This window comes from Rhizobium sp. 62_C5_N11_2, assembly GCF_051811185.1.
GTDB classification, from domain to species: Bacteria; Pseudomonadota; Alphaproteobacteria; order Rhizobiales; family Rhizobiaceae; genus Rhizobium; species Rhizobium leguminosarum.
In genome coordinates this window covers 1,071,436-1,095,234 of sequence record NZ_JBPWPW010000002.1, presented here as the reverse complement: position 1 = coordinate 1,095,234, position 23,799 = coordinate 1,071,436, and the positions used below count along the sequence as shown (strand labels likewise).

The 23,799-nt window shown below is 60.7% G+C and carries 22 protein-coding genes; 5 read left to right on the top strand and 17 right to left on the bottom strand.

The genetic code is table 11. The features are described 5' to 3' along the window. Nucleotides 1–61 precede the first annotated feature (61 nt). Together AB8B31_RS28765 and AB8B31_RS28760 are read right to left on the bottom strand one after the other, a co-directional pair. Nucleotides 62–1,723 (bottom strand): ABC transporter substrate-binding protein, encoded by a 1,662-nt coding sequence (locus tag AB8B31_RS28765; protein WP_018245827.1) that lies wholly within the window; start codon nucleotides 1,721–1,723, stop codon nucleotides 62–64. A gap of 76 nt (nucleotides 1,724–1,799) precedes the next feature. Beyond that, on the bottom strand, nucleotides 1,800–2,861 hold the full coding sequence (locus AB8B31_RS28760) for an ABC transporter ATP-binding protein (protein WP_018245828.1): 1,062 nt from the start codon (nucleotides 2,859–2,861) through the stop codon (nucleotides 1,800–1,802). Nucleotides 2,862–3,215: 354 nt separating this feature from the next. Here AB8B31_RS28760 and AB8B31_RS28755 point away from each other — a divergent pair, with 354 nt between their 5' ends. After that, nucleotides 3,216–3,656, top strand: a complete 441-nt coding sequence (locus AB8B31_RS28755; RefSeq protein WP_018245829.1) for an RbsD/FucU family protein — start codon at nucleotides 3,216–3,218, stop codon at nucleotides 3,654–3,656. A 303-nt stretch (nucleotides 3,657–3,959) separates the two neighbouring features. Here the strand turns inward: AB8B31_RS28755 and AB8B31_RS28750 are convergent, their stop codons facing one another. The 13 genes from AB8B31_RS28750 to AB8B31_RS28690 all read right to left on the bottom strand — a co-directional run bounded on the left by AB8B31_RS28750 (nucleotide 3,960) and on the right by AB8B31_RS28690 (nucleotide 17,125). Continuing rightward, nucleotides 3,960–5,075: a hypothetical protein gene (locus AB8B31_RS28750; protein WP_018245830.1), complete on the bottom strand. Its 1,116-nt coding sequence runs from the start codon at nucleotides 5,073–5,075 to the stop codon at nucleotides 3,960–3,962. Nucleotides 5,076–5,315: 240 nt separating this feature from the next. After that, nucleotides 5,316–6,257 carry an ABC transporter ATP-binding protein gene (locus AB8B31_RS28745; protein ID WP_018245832.1) on the bottom strand — a complete coding sequence of 314 codons (942 nt, stop codon included), beginning with the start codon at nucleotides 6,255–6,257 and terminating at the stop codon, nucleotides 5,316–5,318. 22 nt (nucleotides 6,258–6,279) lie between these two features. Then, the gene (locus tag AB8B31_RS28740) at nucleotides 6,280–6,915 is read right to left on the bottom strand and encodes an ABC transporter permease (protein ID WP_018245833.1); all 636 of its coding nucleotides are present in this window, start codon (nucleotides 6,913–6,915) and stop codon (nucleotides 6,280–6,282) included. Beyond that, nucleotides 6,912–7,544 (bottom strand): ABC transporter permease, encoded by a 633-nt coding sequence (locus AB8B31_RS28735; RefSeq protein ID WP_018245834.1) that lies wholly within the window; start codon nucleotides 7,542–7,544, stop codon nucleotides 6,912–6,914. Before AB8B31_RS28735 ends, AB8B31_RS28740 begins: the two co-directional genes overlap by 4 nt. A gap of 37 nt (nucleotides 7,545–7,581) precedes the next feature. Then, nucleotides 7,582–8,400, bottom strand: coding sequence for a phosphate/phosphite/phosphonate ABC transporter substrate-binding protein (locus AB8B31_RS28730; RefSeq protein ID WP_131702035.1), 819 nt, complete (start codon nucleotides 8,398–8,400; stop codon nucleotides 7,582–7,584). A gap of 5 nt (nucleotides 8,401–8,405) precedes the next feature. Beyond that, on the bottom strand, nucleotides 8,406–9,410 hold the full coding sequence (locus AB8B31_RS28725) for an ornithine cyclodeaminase family protein (RefSeq protein ID WP_026188710.1): 1,005 nt from the start codon (nucleotides 9,408–9,410) through the stop codon (nucleotides 8,406–8,408). 119 nt (nucleotides 9,411–9,529) lie between these two features. Beyond that, complete coding sequence (locus AB8B31_RS28720) at nucleotides 9,530–10,462, bottom strand: glycine betaine ABC transporter substrate-binding protein (RefSeq protein WP_018245837.1); 933 nt, start codon at nucleotides 10,460–10,462, stop codon at nucleotides 9,530–9,532. Between the two features lie 70 nt (nucleotides 10,463–10,532). Continuing rightward, complete coding sequence (locus AB8B31_RS28715; RefSeq protein ID WP_018245838.1) at nucleotides 10,533–12,038, bottom strand: HAL/PAL/TAL family ammonia-lyase; 1,506 nt, start codon at nucleotides 12,036–12,038, stop codon at nucleotides 10,533–10,535. Next, nucleotides 12,035–12,802, bottom strand: a complete 768-nt coding sequence (hutC, locus tag AB8B31_RS28710) for a histidine utilization repressor (protein ID WP_018245839.1) — start codon at nucleotides 12,800–12,802, stop codon at nucleotides 12,035–12,037. Before hutC ends, AB8B31_RS28715 begins: the two co-directional genes overlap by 4 nt. Continuing rightward, the gene (locus AB8B31_RS28705; RefSeq protein WP_439007585.1) at nucleotides 12,799–13,650 is read right to left on the bottom strand and encodes a MaoC/PaaZ C-terminal domain-containing protein; all 852 of its coding nucleotides are present in this window, start codon (nucleotides 13,648–13,650) and stop codon (nucleotides 12,799–12,801) included. Before AB8B31_RS28705 ends, hutC begins: the two co-directional genes overlap by 4 nt. Next, entirely contained in the window at nucleotides 13,647–14,453 is an 807-nt protein-coding gene (locus AB8B31_RS28700; RefSeq protein WP_018245841.1) for an SDR family NAD(P)-dependent oxidoreductase, read from the bottom strand. Before AB8B31_RS28700 ends, AB8B31_RS28705 begins: the two co-directional genes overlap by 4 nt. Continuing rightward, nucleotides 14,450–16,000, bottom strand: coding sequence for an acyl CoA:acetate/3-ketoacid CoA transferase (locus tag AB8B31_RS28695; protein ID WP_018245842.1), 1,551 nt, complete (start codon nucleotides 15,998–16,000; stop codon nucleotides 14,450–14,452). The genes AB8B31_RS28700 and AB8B31_RS28695 overlap by 4 nt, the downstream gene beginning before the upstream one ends. Before the next feature lie 99 nt (nucleotides 16,001–16,099). Beyond that, the gene (locus tag AB8B31_RS28690; protein WP_050566319.1) at nucleotides 16,100–17,125 is read right to left on the bottom strand and encodes a YeiH family protein; all 1,026 of its coding nucleotides are present in this window, start codon (nucleotides 17,123–17,125) and stop codon (nucleotides 16,100–16,102) included. A gap of 100 nt (nucleotides 17,126–17,225) precedes the next feature. Here AB8B31_RS28690 and AB8B31_RS28685 point away from each other — a divergent pair, with 100 nt between their 5' ends. The 4 genes from AB8B31_RS28685 to AB8B31_RS28670 all read left to right on the top strand — a co-directional run bounded on the left by AB8B31_RS28685 (nucleotide 17,226) and on the right by AB8B31_RS28670 (nucleotide 20,539). Next, entirely contained in the window at nucleotides 17,226–18,149 is a 924-nt protein-coding gene (locus AB8B31_RS28685) for a LysR family transcriptional regulator (protein ID WP_020572889.1), read from the top strand. Nucleotides 18,150–18,233: 84 nt separating this feature from the next. Continuing rightward, nucleotides 18,234–19,190 carry an IS481 family transposase gene (locus AB8B31_RS28680; RefSeq protein ID WP_116680396.1) on the top strand — a complete coding sequence of 319 codons (957 nt, stop codon included), beginning with the start codon at nucleotides 18,234–18,236 and terminating at the stop codon, nucleotides 19,188–19,190. Between the two features lie 520 nt (nucleotides 19,191–19,710). Next, the gene (locus tag AB8B31_RS28675) at nucleotides 19,711–20,223 is read left to right on the top strand and encodes a hypothetical protein (RefSeq protein ID WP_018245845.1); all 513 of its coding nucleotides are present in this window, start codon (nucleotides 19,711–19,713) and stop codon (nucleotides 20,221–20,223) included. A 112-nt stretch (nucleotides 20,224–20,335) separates the two neighbouring features. Continuing rightward, the gene (locus AB8B31_RS28670; protein WP_003550088.1) at nucleotides 20,336–20,539 is read left to right on the top strand and encodes a cold-shock protein; all 204 of its coding nucleotides are present in this window, start codon (nucleotides 20,336–20,338) and stop codon (nucleotides 20,537–20,539) included. Between the two features lie 95 nt (nucleotides 20,540–20,634). On the opposite strand, the gene AB8B31_RS28665 is transcribed toward AB8B31_RS28670, so the two are convergent. Next, nucleotides 20,635–22,260: a GMC family oxidoreductase gene (locus tag AB8B31_RS28665; RefSeq protein WP_026188711.1), complete on the bottom strand. Its 1,626-nt coding sequence runs from the start codon at nucleotides 22,258–22,260 to the stop codon at nucleotides 20,635–20,637. After that, the gene (locus AB8B31_RS28660) at nucleotides 22,257–23,786 is read right to left on the bottom strand and encodes an FGGY-family carbohydrate kinase (RefSeq protein WP_439007584.1); all 1,530 of its coding nucleotides are present in this window, start codon (nucleotides 23,784–23,786) and stop codon (nucleotides 22,257–22,259) included. Before AB8B31_RS28660 ends, AB8B31_RS28665 begins: the two co-directional genes overlap by 4 nt. Nucleotides 23,787–23,799 lie beyond the last annotated feature (13 nt).

Sequence of the window (23,799 nt, the reverse complement as noted above, 5' to 3'; positions counted from 1 at the left end):
GCGGCACGACTTTGTGCCGCCTGAGATCATGGACGAGACATCCGAAGATGTCCGTCGTATATCAGGCCCCGAGCGAGGCCTTGTAGAGCGCAAGCTGCTTGTCGCGGCCGAGCTGATCGGTGATCTTCTCCCAGGCGGCAGCGATCGCATCGGCGCCGGCCTGTGCGGTTACCTGTCCGGCGAAAACCTTGGCCAGTTCGTCTTCCGCGACGCTGTAATATTGGAAGATGCCCGGAATACGCGGCTCGATAGCGGCGTTCGGATGGTTGTAGGAATTCGACTGCGAAGCGAGATAGCCTGAGATAAAGGCTTCGTCATAACCTGCCGACACCCATTCCTTGATGTCGAACTGGCTCTTGCGATAGCACTGGAAGCCGGACGGATAGGCCGCCGTCCAGAGTGCCAGATCCTTGCCGCCGAGATGGGCTGCAGCACTCCAGGCCGCTTTCTTCTTTTTCTCGTCGCTGTCGACCCGGGCCATCACATAGACGCCCCAGCCCAGATAGGCCATGTTTGGCGCGTGGTTCGGGCCGCTGGCAAGCTTTTCCCACTGGCCGGTCTTCGAATTATAGACATCGTCCGATCCCGGAAGGATGTCGAAGCCGATGGTGTCGCCAACGACCGAGCTGTCGCTGGTGCGCGCGCTTGCACCCACGTCTCCCCACCAGGAGACCATGGAACCGGTGCCGGCCAGAAATTGCTGGAAAGCTGTCGTGCCCGGATCGGCATTGAGCTGATCGCCCGCTTCCGATGGCAGGGCGTCGATGACGTCCTGAATCGCCCGGACCCATGCCGGGTTGTTGATGCGCGGCTTCATCGTGTCGGTGTCGAACAACCAGGCCTTGTCATCGGGATGCTTGGCATAGGCCGTGGCGCGGCTGCCGAGGAAGTAGAAGCCGAAACCGCCCCAAGCCTTGGGTGCGTCGAGATAGCCGACCGCTTCCATGCCGCCGATGGTCTTGCCCTTGAGGAATTTGGTGACCTCCTGAACCTTCTGCCAGGTCTTCGGAACGCCCCACTCGCCCTCGTGGCCTTCGTCCTTCCAGGCCTTCGCCAGGTCGGCATCGGCGAAGTAGTCGGTGCGGTAGTTGAAGTTGTGGCAATCGCCATCGACCGAGACGCGGTAGGTCTTGCCGTCCCAGGTGCCAACCGGCGCCTTGAGGTAGTCGACATAGTCGTCCATGTCGATCTGGGTCTTGACCCAGTCCGGCATCTCCGACGCCAGCCCCTTGCCGCAGACATCACCCTCGAACGGCGCGCCCATCTCGAGCAGGTCGAAATCGACCGTACCCGTTGCGATCGCCTGCTGCAGGCGTGGATTGTAGTCAGCCTGCGCAAGGTCGATCCAGGTGATCTTGGCGCCGGTATAATCCTCCCAAGGCTTGAGGAAGCCGCGGAACAGAACGTTATGCAGGTTCTGGTTATTCAGGCCCATGAAAGATAGTTCGACGCCGGCGAACTCGCCCTGTTTGACGCTCTTCTTCGTCGCTTCCAGGCACATTTCGCCAACTTTCTGCCAGTCGGCATCCGTCGGCGAGCCTTTGCCGACACCCGGCACCTGCAAGATCTGGCTGCGCAAGGATGCATCCTGCGCAAAGGCCGTTCCGAATGGACCGAGCATGGCGCTTCCGGCTGCGACCGCACCGAGGCTTGCACTGGTCTTCAGGATGGCGCGCCGGCTCAGGCCGATCGCCATCATTCTCTCGAAATCACTGACTTTCATATGGGTCTCCTCCCGTTGATAAACCGCCACGGTTGTGGCTGCCGGCGCTTCCTCCTCGAAGCGGCAGCAAGAACTCTCAGATAAGCCTCAGTCCGCTCTCTCCGTCAAACAGATGGACGAGGGCGGCGTTCGGCGTCATCGCGATCACATGGTCCGAGGGCTCCTCGACGCGGTCGCGAAAGACGCCGATGATCTTCTGTTGCCCAAGCTTTGCAAAGACCTGCGTTTCCGATCCGGTCGATTCAACGACCGTCACATGTGCGCTGACCGAGCCGCCAAGCGTGAAGTGCTCGGGCCGAATGCCGTAAAAGGCTGGCCGCCCGTCCGAGCCCGCAGGCGCGCGGTGGAGCGGCAGCCGAATACCCTCATCCGTCTCGAAGAACGGCTCGGCGGCAGAGCGGATGTGGCCCTTGATCAGGTTCATCGACGGCGAACCGATGAAACCGGCGACGAAGGTGTTGGCAGGCGTATCGTAAAGCGTCAGCGGCGAACCGATTTGCTCGACACGTCCGTCGCGCAGCACCACGATTCGGTCGGCCATGGTCATGGCCTCCACCTGATCATGCGTCACGTAGATCATCGTCGTTGCCAGCCGGCGCTGCAACTCCTTGATCTCGGCGCGCATCTGCACGCGCAGCTTGGCATCAAGGTTAGAGAGTGGCTCGTCAAACAGGAATACCTTGGGATCGCGCACGATCGCCCTTCCCATCGCCACGCGCTGACGCTGGCCTCCAGAAAGCTGGCGGGGATAGCGGGCAAGATACGGCACCAGATCAAGGATCTCGGCCGCCTTGCGCACCCGCCCCTCGATATCGGCCTTCGTCTCACCGCGCATCTTCAGCGCGAAGCCCATATTCTGCGCCACCGTCTTGTGCGGATAGAGCGCATAGCTCTGAAATACCATGGCGATATCGCGGTCCTTCGGCGGCAGGTCGTTGACCACCTTGCCGTCGATCCGGATGTCACCGAAGGTTATCGGTTCGAGGCCGGCGACCATGCGCAGCAGCGTCGATTTTCCGCAACCCGACGGCCCCACCAGAACGACGAACTCGCCGTCGGGGATTTCGACGGAAACGCCATGGATCACCGTCAGGCTTCCATAGGCCTTACCGACATTGACGATATTCATCGATGCCAAATATGATCCTCCTCCAACGGCGTCGCGCACTCCTCGCGACGTTTGATCGACCTTCCTGCAAAGCGGCGGCAGGTAGAGCGCTCAGCTGCACCCGCCGCCCCTATCCTGGGAGGACGTCATTCGCACCGATAACTTCACACATGGAATTACCGTTGTAAAGTAATCCATTGCAGAATTCTCAGATATTTCTCGTTTTCGTTCTCGCGACGACTTGACTAACCATAAGCATCATCGGATATGTGCGGTGCTTTTGTCCAAAAATATAAACGAAGCATTTGAGGCTGAACCCATTTCCAAACATTACGGAATTTGCATAATCTGTAAAGATTAGACCTTTGGACAGGGAGGCACAACATGCTGAGGGGAATCGATCCAGTCTTAAACGCCGAGCTGATGCATGCTTTGATGCTGATGGGGCACGGGGACCAACTGGTCTTGTGCGACGTCAACCACCCTGCCCAGACCATAGCCCGGCATACAACCTACGGCCATCTCATCGACGTTTCCGGCTGCGGCTTGGAGCGTGTCGCTGAAGCTATTCTGACGCTCTTCCCACTGGACACGTTCATCGATGCGCCGGTGAAAAGGATGCAAGTTGTTGGCGACGCCAGCGGGCAAATGCCGATTTTCGCGACGATACAAAAAGTCATCGATCGCGCTGAAGATCGCCCTGTTCGGATGGAGGCATTGGAGCGTTTCGCATTTTACGAAGCAGCGAAAAAATCCTTCGCGATCGTCAGAACCTCCGACCCAGGGCCCTATGGGTGCTTCATTTTCAGCAAAGGTGTCATCTAATCTTTGACTGCGAAATTGGTCCGAGACGCTTGCGTTTTCGGCGACCGGTACGGCTTCGGCTGCCTGCCTGCGTCGTCGCAGACCAGGACTGAATGAATTAGAGCCGTGAAGCGCTTCGTGGAGACGACGCCAGAGCGACCGGCCGTTGAGCGAGCGGCCGTTGAGCGAGCGGTCGCTTTGACGGCCTCACATGTGTTCAGGACTGATTTGGACGCAGAAACGCCGAAAGCTTTCACCGCAAAACGGCCCGCCCTGGTCTACCGCCGATCGTGAAGGCTCGGTCAAACAGCGCGGACCGTCTTGCTATTTCCAGCTCGTGTAATCGTCGGCGACGCAACCAAGAGGCGCGCGATCCTGACCAAACCGCTTCTTGAGCTGCCCGCATCCCCACTCGTTTAACGGCGCCGGCATAAGATTGTTGATGTCCATGCCAGGCGATTGGAATGGTGTCGTGGAGGTCGTGACGTACCAAAGCCAGAAGCCGACCACACCGACGAGGATCAGAAGCAACATACCGAAGAAAACCTGCAATCGCCTCCAGATCGATACCCCCGCCTGCTTGGGGTCTTCGATCAAAACCGGCACACTCCGATCGCTTTCTTGCTGATGCGCGAAAGGTGCAAGAGCCGCGTTGCGCTCATCATCGGTAAGCTTCACGCGCTGCAGACGATCGTCCAGAAGCACTGGCAGGGCAGTATTGCCGTGCCTGACAGCCAGTCCGATCGCTTTGCCATTGGCTTCCCCGACGATCAGAGGCTCTTCTCCATTCTTCATGCGCGTGTAAGCCGATCGCCCCGTTTTGTCGTTGGCAATCTTGTCATTGTAGGTGATGGAAAGGACGCCGCGTCTGCGGTCGAATGCGGTGACCTCGACCGGAACGGGGGTCAGCATGGCAGGCCGAAGCAATTGGCCCTTGACCCACCAGATGCGGATAGCGAGAAAAATCATCCCCAGGCCCATGCCGCCAAACAGTAGCGCGAACACGGTGAGCGTGATGATCCGGTTCCAGAGCATGTCCAGACCCAAGCTCATCGTCGCAAGTTCCGGATGATCGGCTGATATCACAAGACCGGTTTCGTAGTCGCCAGTATGGAAATCGACGAACATGACCTCGACTTCGGTGTCGTAGTCTCGTCCGCCGTAGCTGTAGACAAGGCGTGCCTCGCAATCGGTAAAGACTGCCTTGCGTGTCGTGCATCGCCCGTTTTGCACGTCGCCATTTTCCAGCGTCAAAGGGTTCTGGCTGATCTGGAAATCGCGGATTACGCCTGGTGCTTCCGAGACGAATAGAAAGACAGCCAGTGCCAGGATGATGGGCGTTGACCAGAAGTAAGCATTCGGGGTGGAGATGACGTTGCGCGCCAACGAGAGCGGGCGACTAGGAAGAACAAGCGAAGACAATGGCGTAGGTCCCCTCATGTGGCAGCGCAGTGCGCTGGGAAAGCTTCAGACAGTGACCGATAACGAACGAGCGGAGTTGACGTCATTCCGGCCGCTTGCACAATCCCATTGTGCGAAACTCATCTACAGCCTGAGACAGGCGATCGGCAATCCCTTTCAGCACGCGTGGGTAGCATTGGCATGGTGATCTCTTCGGCAAGGGCCGGTGGTCTTGTTCCGCGTCGAGCAAAACCGCTGCGCACTTTTACCGGAATTGCCCTACAGCCGATTGGCGCGCAACAAAGTGTCCCGCGACAGATATCCCGCAAGCGTGCCATCGGCGGCTCGGACATGCAGGCCCGGCATCTCACCGGAGAGGATGAGCGCCAAGGCGTCGTGAACCGTGGCGTCAGCGGCGATCTCGGCATCGCCGTTGGACGGTTCCGGCGTGGTCATGATCGTCGATACGGCAATCAAGCTCAGCCTTTTTATGGCTCGGTCAGGGCCGAGGAAACTCTCGACGAATTCATTGACGGGACGCGCAAGGATCTCCTGCGGGCTATCATATTGAAGGAGGCGGCCATCCCGCATGATCGCGATACGATCGCCCATCTTGATTGCCTCATCGAGGTCATGCGTGACGATGACGACGGTCTTCTTCACCTTCCTGAGAATATCGCGGAATTCGTCCTGAAGCCGGACGCGGGTGATCGGATCAATCGCGCCGAACGGTTCGTCCATCAGCATGATCGCCGGATCGGCGGCGAGAGCGCGGGCGAAACCGACGCGCTGACGCTGCCCGCCCGACAATTCGTGCGGAAGACGCTGCCGCATGATGGCCGGATCAAGACCGACGAGATCCAGGAGTTCGTCGACCCGGCGATCGCTGCGCGCCTTTTCCCAGCCGAGAAGCCGCGGGACGGTCGCAACATTGCGTGCGATCGACATATGCGGAAACAGACCAACCTGCTGGATGACATAACCGATGCTGCGGCGCAGCTCCTTCTGATCGACCCGGGCGATATCCCTGCCGTCGACCAGCACACGTCCCGTCGTGGGGGTCTCCAACTGATTGATCATGCGCATGGTCGTGGTCTTGCCGCAGCCCGAAGGACCGATCAGGGCAACCGTCGTACCGGTCTCGATCAGGAGATCGAGATTGTCGACCGCATGCTGGCCGCTTCCGTCGTAATTCTTCGTAACATGATCGAGATGAATCATCCTGATATCCGCTTTCGGCCGCTTAGCGCCGTTGAGTGAAGACGCGCTCCAGGGCGCCGAACGCCAATTCCGCAAAGATTGCGAGCAGGGCTATCGGGACCGCTCCGACGAGAAGGCGCGGCATGTTCATGATCGCAATGCCGGCATTGATGAAATCGCCAAGTCCGCCGCCGCCGATAAAGGAGGCGAGTGCCGCCCCGCCGATCACCTGGACGGCACTCGTCCTGACGCCTGACAGAATCGCGGGAACGGCCAGAGGAAGTTCGATCTCCCACAGCATCTGCCCGGCGCTCATCCCCATTCCATCGGCCGCATCGATCACCGAGGCGTCGATCTCGCGAATGCCGATGATCGTGTTCAACAGCAGCGGCGGCACGGCAAGGACGATGAGGGCGATCACCGACGGCAACAATCCGATGCCGAGGAAAGGCATCGTCGCCGACAGGATCGCAAGGCTCGGTATGGAGCGCAAGGCGCCGGCGATATTGACCACTGCAAAGGCGGCGCGGGGTGCCCGTGCGACGGCAAATCCGAGCGGCACGGCAATGACAAAAGCGATGCCGAGCGACAGGACGCACATCAGAAGATGGCGATTGAAAGCGTTGAAGAAGGTGCCGGAGTTGTCGAAGATCCAGCTGAATGCATCGATCACGATCATGCCGCTTTACCTCCACTGCGGCGGCGCAGCAGCTTTTCGAACGACGCAAAACAGTAGTCGGCAAAGAGCGCCAGAAATGACGTCAGCAGCCCGCCTGCGATGATCTTTTCAGGAAACCGCTGGTCGATGCCTTCGAAAATGATGACGCCGAGCCCGCCGGCATTGATATAGGCGGCAACGGTCGCGATGCCGATCACTGTTACCACGGCAATGCGGATGCCGCCGACAATATAGGGCATCGCCAGCGGCAGCTCGACTTCCCAGATCCGCCGCGCCGTGCCGTAGCCCATGCCGTCGGCAGCTTCGAGTATGTCACGCGGAATAGCCTGAAATCCCATGCCGATATTGCGGATCAGGATCATCAGCGAATAGGCGGCAAGACCTGTTATAGCGGGCGCCGCCCCGATACCCATGATGGGAATGAGAAGCGCAAACAGCGCCAGGCTGGGCACGGCGAACAGGATACCGGTGAAGATGACGATGGCCGCAAAACTTCGCGGTCGCCTTGCCGCCCATATCCCGACGATCAGCGAGATCACCAGGGCAATGCCGACCGATGAAAAAACGAGATACAGGTGCTCCAACAGCGCTTCGAATAGCCGGTCGAGATGTTTAGGGACCCATTTCATCGCCGAGACCTCCGCGTCCGGGCGCTCATTCGCCTGTCTACCATGGGATCCCCAATCTGCGATCGGCGTCGTCGGCTCTCTGCGGCAGAATATCGTAGGCGGACGGAGTGACCGCCGAAAATCGCCTGAGGCCGAGCCGTTCCAAAACCGCCGCTCCCTCAGGCGTTTCATGCAATGCCACGAGGCTTTGCTTTAACGCTGTGGTGATGTCCACAGGCAATGTCTGCGCGGCAACCAATAGCGGCGCGGGAAGCGGCTCGGTCGTCGCCAGAATACGAAGACCATCGATCGCGTCGGGTTCGTGCATCGACAACAATTGGAAGGCGTAAGCGTCGATCGCGCCCGCATCGATCCTGCCATCCTTGAGGGCGGCGACGATGCCTGAAGGGTTGAGCAGCGGTCCGACCGTCATGCTCTGCTTCATTTTCCCGGCAAACTGGCCGGCAAGGAAGGAGCGCGCCGCGTGGTAGCCCGATTGAGAATCGCGCACGGTCCAGCCCCAGCGTGCCGCAGCGAGATCGGCCACCGCGTTGACTGGCCCGGTGGAGGCGACGAGAATGTGGCTGGCATAGAGCGGCTGGTCCAAAGACCATGCCTCGCTCGAGACGGGTGCGGCAAGCATCGTCGGTCGCGCAGCCTCGCGCATGCGCGAAAACGGATAGCCGCACATGAAGACCGCGCCCATGTCCGGCCTCGCCCATAATTCCGACAGGGGGGCTGGTGCTGCATGAGCGATGATCTCGAGTTCTATGCTGGACTGCGAGCTGACCAGCGCAAACAGCGCGTCCCACAGGCCGCGAATGCGCGGGCTGAGATTATACATTCTCGAACAGGCGATCGGCTTGGACATCACCATGGCGACTATGCGAACCGAAGCCGCTGGCCGATGTTCATCTCTTTTGCCTTGTCGACCATGGCGGCGCCGAGCGCCACGTCGGTCGTGCTGAGGCCGCGATGCCAAAACAGGATCGTCTCCTCATCACTTTCGCGGCCGGGCTTCATGCCGCAGACGATCTGGCCGATTTCGGCATGCAAGTTCTCGGCCGTCACCTTGCCCTCGTCGACGTGACGGCGAAGCGCCCCGAAAGGTTTGCCGGGGCCGCATTGTCCCCAATCGTCGACGACGACCTTGTCCATGATATCGGTGAGATCGAATTCAAGCGCGCTCATCGTGCCATAGGGCACGACGAAGGCCCCCTTCTTCACCCATTCGGTCTTGAACAGCGGCGCTGGTTCCGGCAGGCGGCTGGCCTCGACCATGATGTCGGCGCCCTTGAGGCAATCCTGCCAATTGTCGGTGACAACGATCTTCTTGCCGAGATCCGCCTCAAGACGCTTTGCGAAGGCATCGCGACTTTCCGGCCGGCGCGAATGCACGCGGATTTCCTCGAAGTCGAAGAGATGGTCGAGAAGCCGGACATTCCAGTAAGAGGTTCCGCGCGCACCGATATGACCGAGAATCTTGCTGTCCTTGCGGGCGAGATATTTTGCGCCAAGAGCGGTGACGGCCCCGGTGCGCATGTCGGTGATAGCAGTTGCGTCGATGATGGCCTTCGGCACGCCGGTGTTCGGGTCGAACAGGTTGAGGACCGCAAGCTCCGAGGGCAGATCGACCTTATAGTTGTCGACGAAGTCACCGACAACTTTGACGCCGGCATAGTTCAGCGCTTTGACATAGCCGCGAAGCACGTTGAAATGGCCTTTGTCGGAGCTCTCTGGCACAAGATGGACGCGCGGCTCGATGACGGTTTCGCCCCTGCCCTGCGCATCCAGCGCCTTCGACACTGCATCGAGAACCTCGTCATTCGTCAACGCCAGCGCCTTGGCATCAAGGGCATTGAGATAATCGATCCAGATTTCCTGCATTTCCCGCTTCTCCACATTCCTGTCCGGCTGCTGAGCGGACGGACTTTCGAACAGACACCGTGAAAGGATCGCCACGCCAGGTCGCGGCCGGATCGATATCCGGCCGCGGGGCATGACAATCATTTCGGCAGCAGGCCGTTTTCCTTGAGGAAATCGACCGCCACGTCCTTGGCTTCCTCGTGGTCGGTCTCGACCTTGGCATTGAGGACCCGCATTTTCTCGTTGTCGAGATGGGTGCCGACCGCTTCCAGCAGTTCGGCAACTTTCGGATTGGCCTTCAGCACGTCCTGGCGGATAACGGGGGCCACGTAGTAGGGCGGAAACAGACCCTTGTCGTCTGCCAGCGGCACGAGGTTCTTCGAGCCGATCTGCCAGTCGGTCGCTGCACCGTTGGCGACGTCGATGTCCTTTTGGTCCAGTGCATCATAACGAAGACCAAGCTTGGCAAACTGCTTGAACTCCTTGAACTCGGCATCGTAGACGCGCTTCAGGCCGGGCAGGCCATCGGCGCGGTCGGGAAATTCAGCACCGCCGCCGAAGACCAGGGTCTTGGAAACCTTGGCGAGATCCGACAGGCTCTTCAGATTGCTGGCCTGCGCCGTTTCCTGCCGGACAACGATGACGTAGCCGTTGTTGATGCCGCTCGGCTTCAGCCATGTGAGGTTGAACTGCTTGGCGTAGAAATCCTTGACCTCAGTGTAGACCTTGTCGGCATCGGTCGACATCTCACCCTTGACGACAGAAGCGAGCGCTGTGCCAGTATATTCCGGATAGAGATCGATCTCGCCGGCCACCAATGCCTGGTGAGCAATCAGCGTGCCGCCGAGATTGATCTTGCGCTCGACGGTGATGCCGGCATTTTCCAAAACGGCGGCGTACATTTCGGCGAGGATAAACTGCTCGGTGAAATTCTTGCTGCCGACCTTGATGGTCTCTGCGGATGCAGGCTGGAACATGGCGGCTGCCATGATGCCGGCTGCAAAGATGCCTTTTGTCCAATTTTTCATAACCATTCCCTCTTGTTGACTTTTCAATGAACGAACCGACGGCATTCCCCAGAATGACCGCCGGCATGACCGGTCAGTGCCCTGCCCTTCTTGCCGGGGCAGTGGCGAACCGGGCTTATTGCGGGCCGAGCCCGATCAATGCGGCAATCGTCGCAAAATCCGGCCCTTGTGCGCGATCCTCTTCGAGCGCCGGGACTTGGGTGCGGACGAAAGCATAGGCTTCCGCCGATCCCTTGCCCAATTCGCCTGAGACCCCTCGCAGCTCGACGGCCTGTACCGAGGCGATCAGTTCGATGGCAGTGAGATAGCGCAGGCGCTCGACGATCGCCTGCGTCTTTGCCAAAACGCTCGGAGCCATCGACGCCTGGTCTTCGACGCCATCGGCAACAGGAATGGGCGAAAGCGAAACCGGCATGGCCAGATGGCGGATTTCGGCCTCCATGGCCGAGACGGTCTTTTGCACGGTCGCAAAGCCGGTGCGGCTCTGGCCCATCGCGGTCAGGAAGCGCGGGAGGTCGGACATGGCAGGCGACATGATCTTCATGATCCGATAGGCGGTGCCTGCCGCGCAATGCGCCATGGCCTGCCCCAGCCTTTCCCAGGCGAGCACAAACGCGGTCATGTCAAAATTGCCGTGTGAAAGAATGACGCCCTCGGATACGATCACGACAGGATTGTCGCCGGAACTGACGAGCTCAATCTCGGTCGCCTGCCTTGCCTCGTCGATCGCATGCCTCAACGCACCCCAGACCTGCGGCGTGCAACGGTAGCTCAAAGGATCCTGGAGACGTCTTGCTGCATCGGCGGCAAGCAAGGAGCTGCCCGAAAGCAGCTCCATCAGTTGAGCGGCGACACGGCGTTGCCCGAAGGCGGGTCTTGCAGCCAGAGCGCGATCGTCGAAGACGCTGACATTGGCCCGGAACGCTTCGAAATTAACGGCAATCGCCTTCAGGGACCAATCGAAGAGCCGCTCGATCTCCTCAAGCGCCAGACAGGCGAGGCCGATGGAGAGGCTGTTGGCCACAACAAGCGCATGCCCGTCCTTCGGCGCCAATTCGAGGGGCTTCAGGCCGGCCCTTTCAAGAGCGATGGCGGCCGGCAGCACTTCGCCGCCAAGCTCGATCTCGCCGAAGCCGAGAAGGCCGCGGCTCATATGGGCAAGCGGAGCCAAATCCGCCGCACCAATCGAGCCCAATGATGGGACGACGGGATGGACACTTGCATTGATGGCGGCGATCAGACCGTGGAATACTTTCAGCGAAACGCCGGAACCGCCAGCCGCCATGCCGGCAGCCCTGACGGCCATCATCGCCCGCACGGATTCCTGTGCGAGCGGTTGTCCGACGCCGACGGCGCGGGCTTGCGGCACACGCATCTGGAACGCCACGAGGTCTTCCGTTGCAAGTCGCGTGTCGACACCGGCTCCCAGTCCCGTCGTCAGGCCATAGACCGGCAGATCGTTTGCCGTATAGCGATCGACGACGGCACGCGCCGCGACAATCCGGGCTTCGACCTCGGCGGATATCTCAATCCGCGCATGACGACGGGCAACCGCTGCGATGTCCTCGATCGTCGGCGGAGCCGCGCTGAAGATGATCGATGGAGAATGGGTGGCGCTCACTGTTTCTCTCCGAGAATGGCGACGGGCTTAGAGGGACCCTTGCTGGACCGTGCTTCCAGCCGATATTGCGCGCCGGGATAGTATAAAAGCGCGCAGGTCACGACGGCCTCGCCCGACCAGGTCCGTCGAAAGACGCGCAGGCAAGGGTGATCATTCTTCAGGCCGAGATATTTGCGTATGGCCCTATCCGGTTTGACGGCCTGGACGATATGTTCGAACGCCGTTATCGGTGCGACCTGCGTCAGATATTCGTGCGGCGTCATGCTGTAGAAGTCGGCAGACAGATAATCGGGCGCCACCAGCGGATTGACATAGCGCTCCTCGACCTGAATGGGCTGGTCGTTTTCCATGTGCACGATCAGCGAATGCATCACCTCAGCGCCGAGGATCAGTTGGAGCGCGTCGGCAACGTTAGCATCCGCCTTCATCAGCCCGGCCTTGACGACCACCGCCTTATGCGTGTGACCCCGTTCCAGTATTTCGTCGGCTATGTTGCGGATTTGAAGCAGATCGACGTCGAGGTGCTTTGGCGACACGAACGTTCCGATCCCGGCGGATCGCTTGAGAACGCCCTCGAACATCAGCTCCCGCAGGGCCCGGTTCGCCGTCATGCGGCTGACGCCGAATGCCGCCACCAGTTCGCTTTCGGAGGATACCCGGTCTCCCGGCTGCAGCTTGCCCTCGGCGATGTCGGCCAGGATCTGCTCCTTGATCCTGATATAATGGCGCGCTTCGCCGGCGGCCGGTTTGACTGCTTTCGTCATGACAGCCTCGCCACGCCATTGTCGAGGATGATAGCGCTCCGCGAAGCAACGAGCCCCCTGAAGTGAATCTCGGCGCCGTTGCGCCATATCTGCAGGGTGATCGTTTCTCCGGGAAAGATCGGTGCGCTGAAACGCGCCGCGATTGCGCTCAAGCCAGTCGCCATGCCTGGATCGATGGCAGCGACGATGGCGTAGCCCGCATGGCCGAAGCTGCACAGCCCATGCAGGATCGGCCGGTCAAAGCCGCTTTTGCCGGCTGCCTGCGGATCGACATGCAGCGGATTAAGATCGCCGTTCAGGCGATAGATGAGAGCGGCGTTACCAGGGATGTCGACATTGAATTCGAAGTCCGGCTCTCCGTCCGGGACTTTGGGCAAGGGTTCAGGCGCAAATCCCCCCGAACCGCATCCACCGTCGCCGCGGCACGCGTTCGTCTGGACGATCGTCGCGATGGGCTCGTCACCGTCCGCGGTTGCGATCAGGCGCTCGAAGCTGACGAACATTCCTTTTTCAACACCGCGATCGACTACCGAGAGGACGCGTGAGCGAGAGGTCAGCGGCACATCAAGCGGGACCGGCCGGTGGATCGTCAGGCGATGTTCGGAATGCACGAGACGCGCCCAGTCGACGCCTGTCTGTCGCATCCATGGGCCTGGATGCGCTACGATATTGGCAAGGGTCGGCGCGGTCACGAGATCGCGTTCATAGACGTAGTTCAATGCCTTTTCGTCGAGCGCGTTGGTGCCGTAGCCAACCGACAGGGCGTAAAGGATGGCATCTCTTGCGGTGACCACATGTGTTGCTTGCGGCACCGGGAAGTCGAGGATGGATTGGGCCGGCAGCGTCACGATGCGGCGCCCCCAGATGTCGCGGGTTTGCGAACGCCTCCGGACAGGCGGATGCCGCCGTCAACGGACAGCAATTCACCGGTGACGAAGTCGGCACCCTGAACAAGCCAGACAATGGCGCCGGCAACGTCTTCCGGTGTCGCGACACGGCCGAGCGGCGCGGCGTCCGAAAATCGCTTGGCAGTGGCTCCATAGGCGTCCGGCCCGAGCGTGTCGCGCATCCAGCGCGTATCGATGATGCCAGGACAAACGGCATTAACGCGGATATCGGGACCGCAGGTGCGCGCCAGGGCCAAGGTCAGCGCATTCAGCGCGCCCTTGGAGGCCGTATAGGCAAGCGAGCTGCCGCCGCCAGTAAAGGCAACATTGGATGAGACATTGACGATCGCACCGCCGCCGCTGTCACGCATCGCAGGCACTGCCGCCCGGCACATCTGATAGGCGCCGATGACATTGACACCGAAAACGTTCTGAAAATCTTCGGCCGACAATGTCTCCAGATCGAAAGGATCGGATTTGACCGTCATTGCGGCATTGTTCACCAAGGCGTCGAGCCGCCCCCATCGATCGACGGCAATCGCGACCATTCGGCGGCAAGCCGCGTCATCGGCAACGTCGGCCTGGACGATCTCCACCTCCGCGCCCAGGCTGCGGCAGATATCGCCAGTCTCATCGGCCTCTTTCTTGCTGCGGCTGTAGTTGACGACCACCCTGGCACCGCCCGCGGCGAATTGTTTGACGCATGCAGCCCCGACGCCCGTTGCCGAGCCTGTGACGATGATGGCGGCTCCATCGATTTTCATGGGGCAAAGTCCTTCATGGCGTGGGGCGAAAACAGACGCGCATCCATCTGCTTCAGCCGATCTGACACCGCGACGCTCTTCGGCAGGCGATCGAGAACATGGGCGGCAAGATCGATGCCGGGGGCAAACTCCGTCAGCGTCAGGCATCCGTCAATTACCCGAAAGACAGCCCGTTCGGTGACGACGAGCTGTGATTGCCCTTCCGGCGCAAAGGCGGGGCTCGAACTGATCTGGTCGACATCATCGACGATCTTGCAGAAGCGGCCGTCCTGGATGATGTCGAGCGTGCCGTCGGCAACGGCAATTTCAGCGCCACCGGCCGAAAACGCGCCGAGATAGACAACGTGCTTGGCCGTCTGCGAAATATTGGTGAAGCCGCCGACCCCGACGATGGAATTGTTGAAGCGGCTGACATTGACCGCACCGTGCCGATCCACCTCGGCCATGCCGAGGAAGGCGATATCGAGGCCGCCGCCGTCGTAAAAATCAAACTGCGATGCCTGTGGGATGATGGCGGTCGGATTGACGGCGGCGCCAAAGGACAGCTCCTCGGCCGGCACGCCGCCGATGACGCCGGATTCGATCGTCATCGTATAATCGTCGAATCCCTCTTCGCTGGCGATGCGGCCGATCCCGGCGGCAATGCCGATGCCGAGGTTGATGGTTGGGCGATTGAGCGGCGCCAGCTCCCGGAAGGCACGTCGCTGAATAATTTTATCGACCGACAGTGGCGCCGGCTGCAGGCGGCTCATCGCCATCCGGACGCGCCCGGTATAGGCGATATTGTCCGTCTCGGCGAAACTGACGCCGTGCTGGGCCGGATCATCGCAGACGACGACATAATCGACCAGCACCGCCGGGATGCGAACATCGCCCGGCGGCAGGGAGCCGCGTTCGGCAATCCGCTTGACCTGGACGATGACGATGCCACCGGAGTTTCGGCCCGCCTGCGCCATGGCGAGCACGTCGAGCGGGAACGCCTCGTCCTCGAGGGTGATGTTGCCGTCTTCGTCGGCCGTCGTTCCGCGCAACAGCACGCAGTCGAGCGGCATCGACGGATAAAGCAGCCATTCCTTGCCGCGCAACGACACACGCTCGACAAGCGCACGCGGCGCCGTCGCATTCATGCGGCCGCCGCCATGAAGCGGATCCATGAAGGAGCCGAGCCCGATATGGGTGACCACTCCAGGCTGACCGGCGGCAATCGCCCGATAGAGCTGCGCGATGACGCCCTGCGGCCAGCAATGCGCTTCGATCTTCTCCTCGATCGCCAGCCTGCCAAGGCGCGGCGTTCCGCGCCATCCCCCGGCGATCACGCAGGCGACGAGGCCTTCATAGCCAAAGTGCCCCATGCCGCGCGTCTGACGATCGCCCGTGCTGGCAGCAAACAGAAGTGTCAGGTTGCGGGGTTTTCCAGAGGCGAGGAAACGCTCCTCGACGGCCGCCGTGATGGCTTCGGGATGACAGCATCCTCCAAAACCCGAAGCAGCGACAGTCATCCCATCTTCGAGGAGATCCGCAGCTTGCTGTGAAGAGATGACCCGCATGACGATCTTTGCTTCCCCGGCCTGTATATACAGGCTAGCCGCCGATCGTTTGTAAGGCAACTGGAATCTTTGCCAGTATTTTAGGCACACCACCTTCGATCAGACGATATTCAGCAGTCCGATCAGGCAAAGCCCAAGAGCCGCCAGCGCCAATAGCGACAGCGCCGCCGCCGCGAGGACACGACCGCCGGTATGGGCGACGGATCTGACATCGACGGAGAGACCCAAAGCGGCCATGGCGGTGACGGTGAAGGCGGCGGAGACAGCCGACACCCCGGGCAGCAGCGGCGCCGGGATCGCGTCGAGAGAACGAAGTGTCGCCATGGCTGCAAAACCGAGGATGAACCAGGGGAGAACATGGCGGAGATTGACTGCAGAGCCGCCAGCACGGCGGCCATGAACTGCACCGAGCAGAAGGATGACCGGTCCGAGCATCATCACGCGGATCAGTTTGACGAGCGTGCCCACCTGGGCGCTGACGGCTCCGGCAGAGGCCGTGGCCGCCAATACCTGCGGGACGGCATAGGCTGTCAGGCCTGCGAAAACGCCATATTGTACGGCGCTCAGACCCAAGAGCAGATGAAGAAGCGGCAGCGTCAGCACTGCCCCGATGCCGAGCAGCGCGGTAAAGGCTATCGAGGCCGCGATATCATCCGGTTTGGCGCCGATCACGGGCGCTGCGGCGGCAATCGCAGAATTGCCGCAGATCGAGTTGCCGCAAGCAACCAAGGTCGCCAGGCTGGCCGACAGTCCGAAGAGCCGTCCGATCAGAAAGCTGCCGGCCAAAGACAGAGCAACCAGAACGGCAATTCCGCCGACAAGCGGGAGCCCAGCCTGCCGAATGGCAGCCGTGCTGAGCGAGGCGCCAAGCAACACGACGGCAATTTCGAGAAGCGTCTTGGCGGCGAACTGGATGCCGGGAATGAAAGTCTGCGGCAGACAGACCGAGGAGCGCACGGCAATGCCGATCAGAATGGCAAGCACGAGGCTCTCGATCCAATGCGAGCCGAAAATCATCAACTGCAGCCGCTCAACAAGATGCGCAGCGAGCGTGACCGCCGCACAAAGAACGAGTCCCGGCAGGACAGCAGGAAACGACGGGGAACGGGAGGCGGAAACGAGCATCGGCAAGACCTTGCGCAAGGACTGCACTGTCCCACACTCAATTATCGACTTCCATTGAATAGTTTATTATGATTCATTCGGTAAAATCGAACGATTGATCATGACATTTGAACAGCTTTCCATTTTCGTCGCGGTTGCGGAACGCGAGCATCTGACCAATGCTGCCTCCGCGATCGGGCTGACGCCATCGGCCGTCAGTTCGGCGATCCGCAATCTCGAGGCCTCCTATGGCGTCGAGCTTTTCCACCGCGTCGGACGCCGCATAGAGCTGACATATGAAGGACGGGTGTTTCTAGGGGAGGCAAGAGCGACGCTGGCGCGCGCCAAGGCCGCGGCGCTTGTCTTGTCCGATCTCGGCGGCTTGCAAAAGGGTGAACTGGTCGTTTTTGCAAGCCAGACGATCGCAAGCTACTGGCTGCCGGCGATGCTGATGCGTTTCAAGATCCGCTACCCGGGCATTGACCTGAAGCTGATGATTGGCAACACGACCACGGCGGCAAAAGCGGTTCTCGATGGATTGGCCGAAGTCGGCTTCGTCGAAGGCAGCGTTGACGAGCCGGCGCTGAATATTCAGCCGCTTGCCGAGGACGAACTGCTTGTCGTCGTAGGTCCGCGTCATCCCTGGGCGCGTGGCAAGGCAATTGCACCGACGGACCTGGTTTCAGGCACGAAATGGGTCATGCGGGAAAGAGGGTCCGGAACCCGGTCGGCTTTCGAGGCGGCGATTTCCAATCTCGGCATAGCCCCCGGAAATCTGGCTGTCGCGCTTGAACTGCCGTCGAACGAGGCGGTCATATCGGCAGCAAGAGAAGGCCTCTGCGCGACGGTCGTCTCAGGTGCCGTGGCGGCGCCGCTCTTGACGCAAGGTCTTCTGGTGAAGGTGCGCTTTCATCTGCCGTCCCGGCAATTTGCAATCCTGCGGCATAAGCAAAGGCACTCCAGCCGTGCCTCATTGGCGCTGGAAACGATTTGCCGCGAGGATAAAGCTGCCGAAGTCAAAAATGGGGAGGACTGGGCGCTCTAGATGTGAGCTTCCAATAGGTTGTCCATTCGATCCGGACCGGGAAAGCTGAGGTTGTCGAAGCTTCAGTGATTCTCGGGGGACCGAATGGACATCCATATGAATGCCCGCCTCACGCCGCTCAGTCGAGCGGTAATTGCGCACCGCGTGCTGATGGAAGGACAGCGACCGATGGCCGTCGCTGCGGCTTTCGGCGTCTGCGTGAAGACTGTCTATAAGTGGGTAAGACGCTATCGACGGGAGGGCGAGGCCGGTCTCAATGATCGCAGTTCCCGACCGCACCGCCTGTATCATCCGACCTCGCAGGCCACCGCCGCCCGGATCGAGACGTTACGCCGCCTGCGCATGACCGGCCAACACATCGCCAAGGAGACGGGTGTCTCGCCAGCCACAGTCAGCCGCATTCTCAAGCGCCTTGGCCTGAACAAGCTCAAGGCCTTGGCCCCGGCTGAGCCGGTGCGGCGCTACGAACGCGACCAGCCCGGCGAACTCATCCATATCGACATCAAGAAACTCGGCAAATTCAACCGAACCGGCCACCGCATCACCGGCGATCGCACGGGGCAGAGCAACAGCCGCGGCATCGGTTGGGAATACGTCCATCTGGCCATCGACGACCACTCACGCCTGGCCTATTTGGAAATATTACCCGACGAGACGCGACGCTCCTGTCTGCGCTTTCTCTTCAATGCTTTGCGCTTCTTCAAAGCCCATGGCGTCAAGGTCCAGCGCGTCATGACCGACAACGGCACAAGCTTCCGCTCCCATCGATACGCCAAGGCGCTGCGGCGGCTCAGCATCAAACACATCCGCACCAAACCCTATACGCCGAAGACAAATGGTAAGGCCGAACGCCTCGTCCAGACCGCACTGCGCGAATGGGCATATGCCAAGGCCTACGAAACCTCGCAGCAGCGCGCCGCCGACCTGCCGCTCTGGCTCCACCGTTACAATTGGCATCGCCCGCACGGCAGCCTACAATCCAAACCGCCCGTCAGTAGACTCGGCCTGATCAAGGACAACCTGTTGAGGCTCCACATCTAGAGCCTTTCCGGGTTAGATTGAAGCATTCTGCCGGAGCAGGTTTTCGTCAGGGCAAAGGCGATTGGCGACGGGCATACCTCTTGGTACGTCCGAGCCGATCGCCTTTGCCCTGGCGGAAAGATGCCCGGCCCTTCGGGTTGGCTGAAACGGGCCGGCTGATCGACCGGCCGGCTTGGCCGTAGAGCTGGGCTACGACGCGCGCCGGCCGGTCGACCATCCGACTCCGTTTGAGCCAACAGAATGCTTCAATCTAACCCGGAAAGGCTCTAGGTGTGGATCCTCAAGAGGTTGTCTCGGTTGAGGCCGAGGCGACTGATGGGTGTTTTTGATTTCAGGCTGCCGTGCGGACGAGCCCGCGAAGGCCCCGGCGAAGGTTCCTGCTCGGGAGATGGTGGTGGCTGCGAGCCCAATCGATGCTTCCCGTATGGAACGAAAACCACGTGCGGCGGTTATATGACCGCCTTCCTCCTCAACAACCGAGCGTGGCGGTCCTGATGTAGCGCGATCGAAAGTGATTCACATGATCAAAGTCCTTGCATGCTCCATCGCCGTTGCGACGGCCGCAATGGCAACGGCAGGCGCCGCCCACGCCGACGAATCCGCCTTCTTGAAAACACTGGCGGGAAGTTGGAGCGGTAACGGGACCGTGAAAGTGCGGACAAATGCACCCACCATTAAAGTCACTTGCCGTTTCAAATCGGATGCGAATGCAAGCTCCCTCGCACTCAATGGGCGTTGTACCAGCCTTGTCGTTTTTTCCCGCGTCATCAGCGCGAACCTCAAGGCCACTGGTGACACCTACACTGGCTCCTACGTGGGCGCGGGCACCGGCACCGCGGGTCTTGGCGGAAAGCGCGCTGGTAATGCCATAAGTCTCGCGATCAGATGGGCGAAAGAAGTCAACGGCGATCGGCGTGCGCAGATGACGATCGAAAAAACCGGAGCATCGGGCATGCGCCTCACAACCATCGATACCGACCCTGCTACCGGTCGATCGGTTGTTACGAGCCGCATTGAGCTTCGTCGGAGCTGACGTCTTTTTGCGTTCAAAAAGCCACGAGTGTGCTAAAGGGTTGATAGAGAAGCGTCGAAGCTATAGTTTCGCCTTCGCAAATCGTCGAACGATACAAGGAAATATTTATCTCATGCCGACAGGTACCGTTAAATTCTTCAATGACGACAAGGGCTTCGGCTTCATCACCCCTGAGGGTGGCGGGCAGGACGTTTTTGTTCACGTGTCTGCGCTGCAAAGCGGCGGGTCGCTCCGCGAAGGCGACAAGGTCAGCTTCGAAGTTGGCCAGGATCGCAAGACCGGAAAATCGAAGGCTGAGAACGTCTCGACTCTCTGATCGAAAATCGATGGCCCAACCTGCATTGAGCGGGTTGGGCTCATCGTCACGAGCCGCAATTCCACGCATTCACTTTAGAGAATGCGAGGGGCTAATTACGCCCCTGATAGGACGCTCTCCGCGGCCTTCTCGGCAATCATTATCACCGGCGAGTTGGTGTTTCCCGACACGATCGTCGGCATGATCGATGCATCGACCACCCGCAGTTTCGCCAGCCCATGCACCCGCAATTGCGGATCGACAACCGCCATCACGTCGTTGCCCATCTTGCAGGTGCCGACCGGATGGAAGATCGTTGTGGCGATATCGCCGACGCGACGGATCAGTTCCTCGTCACTCTGGTATTCCAGGCCCGGCAGCATTTCCTGCGGCCGGTACTTGCGAATGGCGCCGGCCTCCATGAGCCGGCGGGCGTGCCGAACCGATTTCGTCGCAAGCAACCGGTCGCCGACGGTCGAAAGATAATTCGGGCGGATTTCCGGCGCCACGGAAAGGTCCGGGCCGCCAACATGCACGGTCCCCCGGCTTTCCGGCCGCAGATTGCAGACGGAGACGGTGACGGCGGGATATTTGTGCAGCGGCTCGCCGAGCCGGTCGGTGCTCAAGGGCTGTACGTGATATTCGAGATCGGCGGTCGCAACAGCGGGGTCGCTCTTGGCAAAGATACCGAGCTGGCTCGGCGCCATCGACAGTGGCCCTGACCGGCGCAGCATATATTCAAGCCCCATGCCCGCCCGGGTGAACAGGTTGTGATAGAGCTGGTTCAGCGTCTTTGCGCCCTCGATGCGGAAGACCGTACGGATTTGCAGATGGTCCTGCAGGTTTTCGCCGACACCCGGAAGTTCATGGACGACGTCGAGTCCGGCAGCCGACAGCACATCCGGGCGACCGACCCCGGAAAGCTCCAGGATTTTCGGTGAATTGATCGCACCGGCAGACAGAATGACCTCGCGACCGGCGCGAGCCAGATGATTCTGCCCGTTCAGCCGGAATCGCACGCCGGTCACCATTCTGCCGTCGAATTCCAGCCGCTCGGTTTCGGCGCTGGTCAGCACATATAGATTGGGCCGCTTCATTGCCCGGCGCAAAAAGGCCTTGGTCGTATTCCAGCGCAGGCCGCCGCGCTGGTTGACCTCGAAATAGCCTGAGCCCTCATTGTCGCCATCGTTGAAATCGTCGGTCTTCGGGATACCGAGTTCTTCTGCGGCATCACGAAAGGCATCGAGGATCGGCCAGGAAAGCCGCTGCTTTTCCACCCGCCATTCGCCGCCTGCCCCGTGCATAGGCGACTTGCCGCGATAGTTGTCCTCGGATTTCAGGAAATAGGGCAGCACGTCGTCCCAGCCCCAGCCGGAATTGCCCGCCTGCCGCCAACCGTCGTAATCGGCCGCCTGGCCGCGCATGTAGATCATGCCGTTGATCGACGAGCAGCCGCCCAGCAGTTTTCCGCGCGGATAGGGCAATGACCGGCCGTTCAGTCCGGCCTCCGCCGCCGTCTTCATCATCCAATCGGTGCGTGGATTGCCCATGCAGTAGAGATAGCCGATCGGCACATGCACCCAATGATACCGGTCGCTGCCGCCGGCTTCGAGCAACAGGACGCGGGTTTTCGGATCGGCCGACAGCCGGTTGGCCAGAACGCATCCCGCCGATCCTGCGCCGACGATGATGAAATCGTAGCTTCCCGCATCAATGGCCGCATAATTCATACGCATGTTCATGCCGCCGCCCCCGCTGCCGCCGGCGGAACCGCTGTCAGACGCCGCCAGAGCGGTGCCATCGCTTCGGCGATATCCTGATAGAGAGCGTAACGCCGCGCATAGTGTGCCTCGAGCGAGACATCCGGACGATAATACCGCTCTGCCCGAACCATGGCCGCAGCACCAGCGCCGAAGTCCGCGAAAATGCCGACGCCGGTTCCGGCCGCAATAGCCGCTCCCAGCGCACCGGTTTCACGCGAGCGGGCAACGCTGACCGGAACGCCGAGCACATCGGCGAAGATCTGCGGCCAGATCAGGCTGCGCGAGCCGCCGCCGGACAGCACGGCTTCGTTGAAGACCGCGCCCGCCTTTCGGATCGTCTCGATGTGCTGGCGATGACCGAAGGCGACACCTTCGAGAAGCGCGCGAACGAGATGTCCCTTGGTGTGCCAACCGGCAAGACCGTAGAAGCCGGCGCGCGCGTGGCCGTCCTGCTGGGCGCCATAGAGATATGGATGGTAGATCGGATCGTCTGTCGTGGGCTCGATCGCCCCGGCCAGCGCGCAGCAGGCATCAAAGGGCGAAACGCCTTCAGCATGCTCGCCTTCGAAGAACTCCCGCACCAGCCATTCGAGATTGGCAGCCGAGGTGGCGCTGTTCTCCATCGCCATGTAGCGGCTGCGATCGAAGGTCGAGGACATGAAGACTGGCTCGTCGAGGCCGGGGCTGTCGATGATGACCTGGTTGATGCTCCAGGTGCCGGCAATGATCGAGGCGCTGCCGGTGCGCGCAACGCCGGAGCCGAGCGCCGAGGCGACGACGTCGAACAGTCCGCCGACCACAGGTGTACCAGCGGCGAGCCCGGTTTGCCCCGCCACCTCTTCCGTCACCGTCCCGGCAATGTCGGCGCTTTCGATGAGCGGCGGCAAGAGGTCCATGCAATCGTCCAGTCCATAGGCCTCCATCAGCGCCTTGTCGTAGCGGCGCGCGGCAAGATCCAGCAGACCGGCCCCCGACATGTCGGACACTTCGCTGACACGCAGGCCGGTCAGGCGGTTGACGACAAAATCCTTGGAGAAGAACACCGTACCGATGCGGTTAAACAAATCCGGCCGGTGACGCTTCAGCCAGGCAAGCAATGTCGGCGTCTGGGATGGCCACGGACGCTGGCGGGCAATCGGATAGGTCCGGTCACCAACGCCGGCATCTCGCCATTCATCGACCAACCCGGCCGCCCGCGTGTCGAGCGACTGGATGCCGATGAGCGGAGCGCCGTCGCGATCAAGCGCATAAAGACCGTTGCCATGCCCGGCGCAACCGATCGCGGCGATTTCCTCCGGCTGGATCTCTGCCTTTTCGATGCAGGCGCGGATGACCTGCCGTGCATTTGTCCAGAGTTCGTCCAACCCTCGCTCGACATGCCCCGGGCTCGGCATGCGGCTGTGTCCTTCTTCGGACGCAGCCGCGATCTCGTTGCCGTGCCGGTCGAAAATCACCGCCTTGATAACGGTGTTTCCGGCGTCGAGCCCCAAAAGATACTCTCCCATGCAGAACCCTCCC

What these genes read in the sequence shown, in the direction of transcription:
- AB8B31_RS28725 (WP_026188710.1), bottom strand. Translation starts at nt 9,410, where the DNA reads ATGCAGGAAATCTGGATCGATTATCTCAATGCCCTTGATGCCAAGGCG.
- AB8B31_RS28660 (WP_439007584.1), bottom strand. Translation starts at nt 23,786, where the DNA reads ATGGGAGAGTATCTTTTGGGGCTCGACGCCGGAAACACCGTTATCAAG.
- AB8B31_RS28735 (WP_018245834.1), bottom strand. Translation starts at nt 7,544, where the DNA reads ATGAAATGGGTCCCTAAACATCTCGACCGGCTATTCGAAGCGCTGTTG.
- hutC (WP_018245839.1), bottom strand. Translation starts at nt 12,802, where the DNA reads ATGACGAAAGCAGTCAAACCGGCCGCCGGCGAAGCGCGCCATTATATC.
- AB8B31_RS28730 (WP_131702035.1), bottom strand. Translation starts at nt 8,400, where the DNA reads ATGGTGATGTCCAAGCCGATCGCCTGTTCGAGAATGTATAATCTCAGC.
- AB8B31_RS28685 (WP_020572889.1), top strand. Translation starts at nt 17,226, where the DNA reads ATGACATTTGAACAGCTTTCCATTTTCGTCGCGGTTGCGGAACGCGAG.
- AB8B31_RS28750 (WP_018245830.1), bottom strand. Translation starts at nt 5,075, where the DNA reads ATGAGGGGACCTACGCCATTGTCTTCGCTTGTTCTTCCTAGTCGCCCG.
- AB8B31_RS28665 (WP_026188711.1), bottom strand. Translation starts at nt 22,260, where the DNA reads ATGAACATGCGTATGAATTATGCGGCCATTGATGCGGGAAGCTACGAT.
- AB8B31_RS28755 (WP_018245829.1), top strand. Translation starts at nt 3,216, where the DNA reads ATGCTGAGGGGAATCGATCCAGTCTTAAACGCCGAGCTGATGCATGCT.
- AB8B31_RS28765 (WP_018245827.1), bottom strand. Translation starts at nt 1,723, where the DNA reads ATGAAAGTCAGTGATTTCGAGAGAATGATGGCGATCGGCCTGAGCCGG.
- AB8B31_RS28720 (WP_018245837.1), bottom strand. Translation starts at nt 10,462, where the DNA reads ATGCCGTCGGTTCGTTCATTGAAAAGTCAACAAGAGGGAATGGTTATG.
- AB8B31_RS28695 (WP_018245842.1), bottom strand. Translation starts at nt 16,000, where the DNA reads ATGCGGGTCATCTCTTCACAGCAAGCTGCGGATCTCCTCGAAGATGGG.
- AB8B31_RS28745 (WP_018245832.1), bottom strand. Translation starts at nt 6,257, where the DNA reads ATGATTCATCTCGATCATGTTACGAAGAATTACGACGGAAGCGGCCAG.
- AB8B31_RS28700 (WP_018245841.1), bottom strand. Translation starts at nt 14,453, where the DNA reads ATGAAAATCGATGGAGCCGCCATCATCGTCACAGGCTCGGCAACGGGC.
- AB8B31_RS28670 (WP_003550088.1), top strand. Translation starts at nt 20,336, where the DNA reads ATGCCGACAGGTACCGTTAAATTCTTCAATGACGACAAGGGCTTCGGC.
- AB8B31_RS28680 (WP_116680396.1), top strand. Translation starts at nt 18,234, where the DNA reads ATGGACATCCATATGAATGCCCGCCTCACGCCGCTCAGTCGAGCGGTA.
- AB8B31_RS28740 (WP_018245833.1), bottom strand. Translation starts at nt 6,915, where the DNA reads ATGATCGTGATCGATGCATTCAGCTGGATCTTCGACAACTCCGGCACC.
- AB8B31_RS28690 (WP_050566319.1), bottom strand. Translation starts at nt 17,125, where the DNA reads ATGCTCGTTTCCGCCTCCCGTTCCCCGTCGTTTCCTGCTGTCCTGCCG.
- AB8B31_RS28675 (WP_018245845.1), top strand. Translation starts at nt 19,711, where the DNA reads ATGATCAAAGTCCTTGCATGCTCCATCGCCGTTGCGACGGCCGCAATG.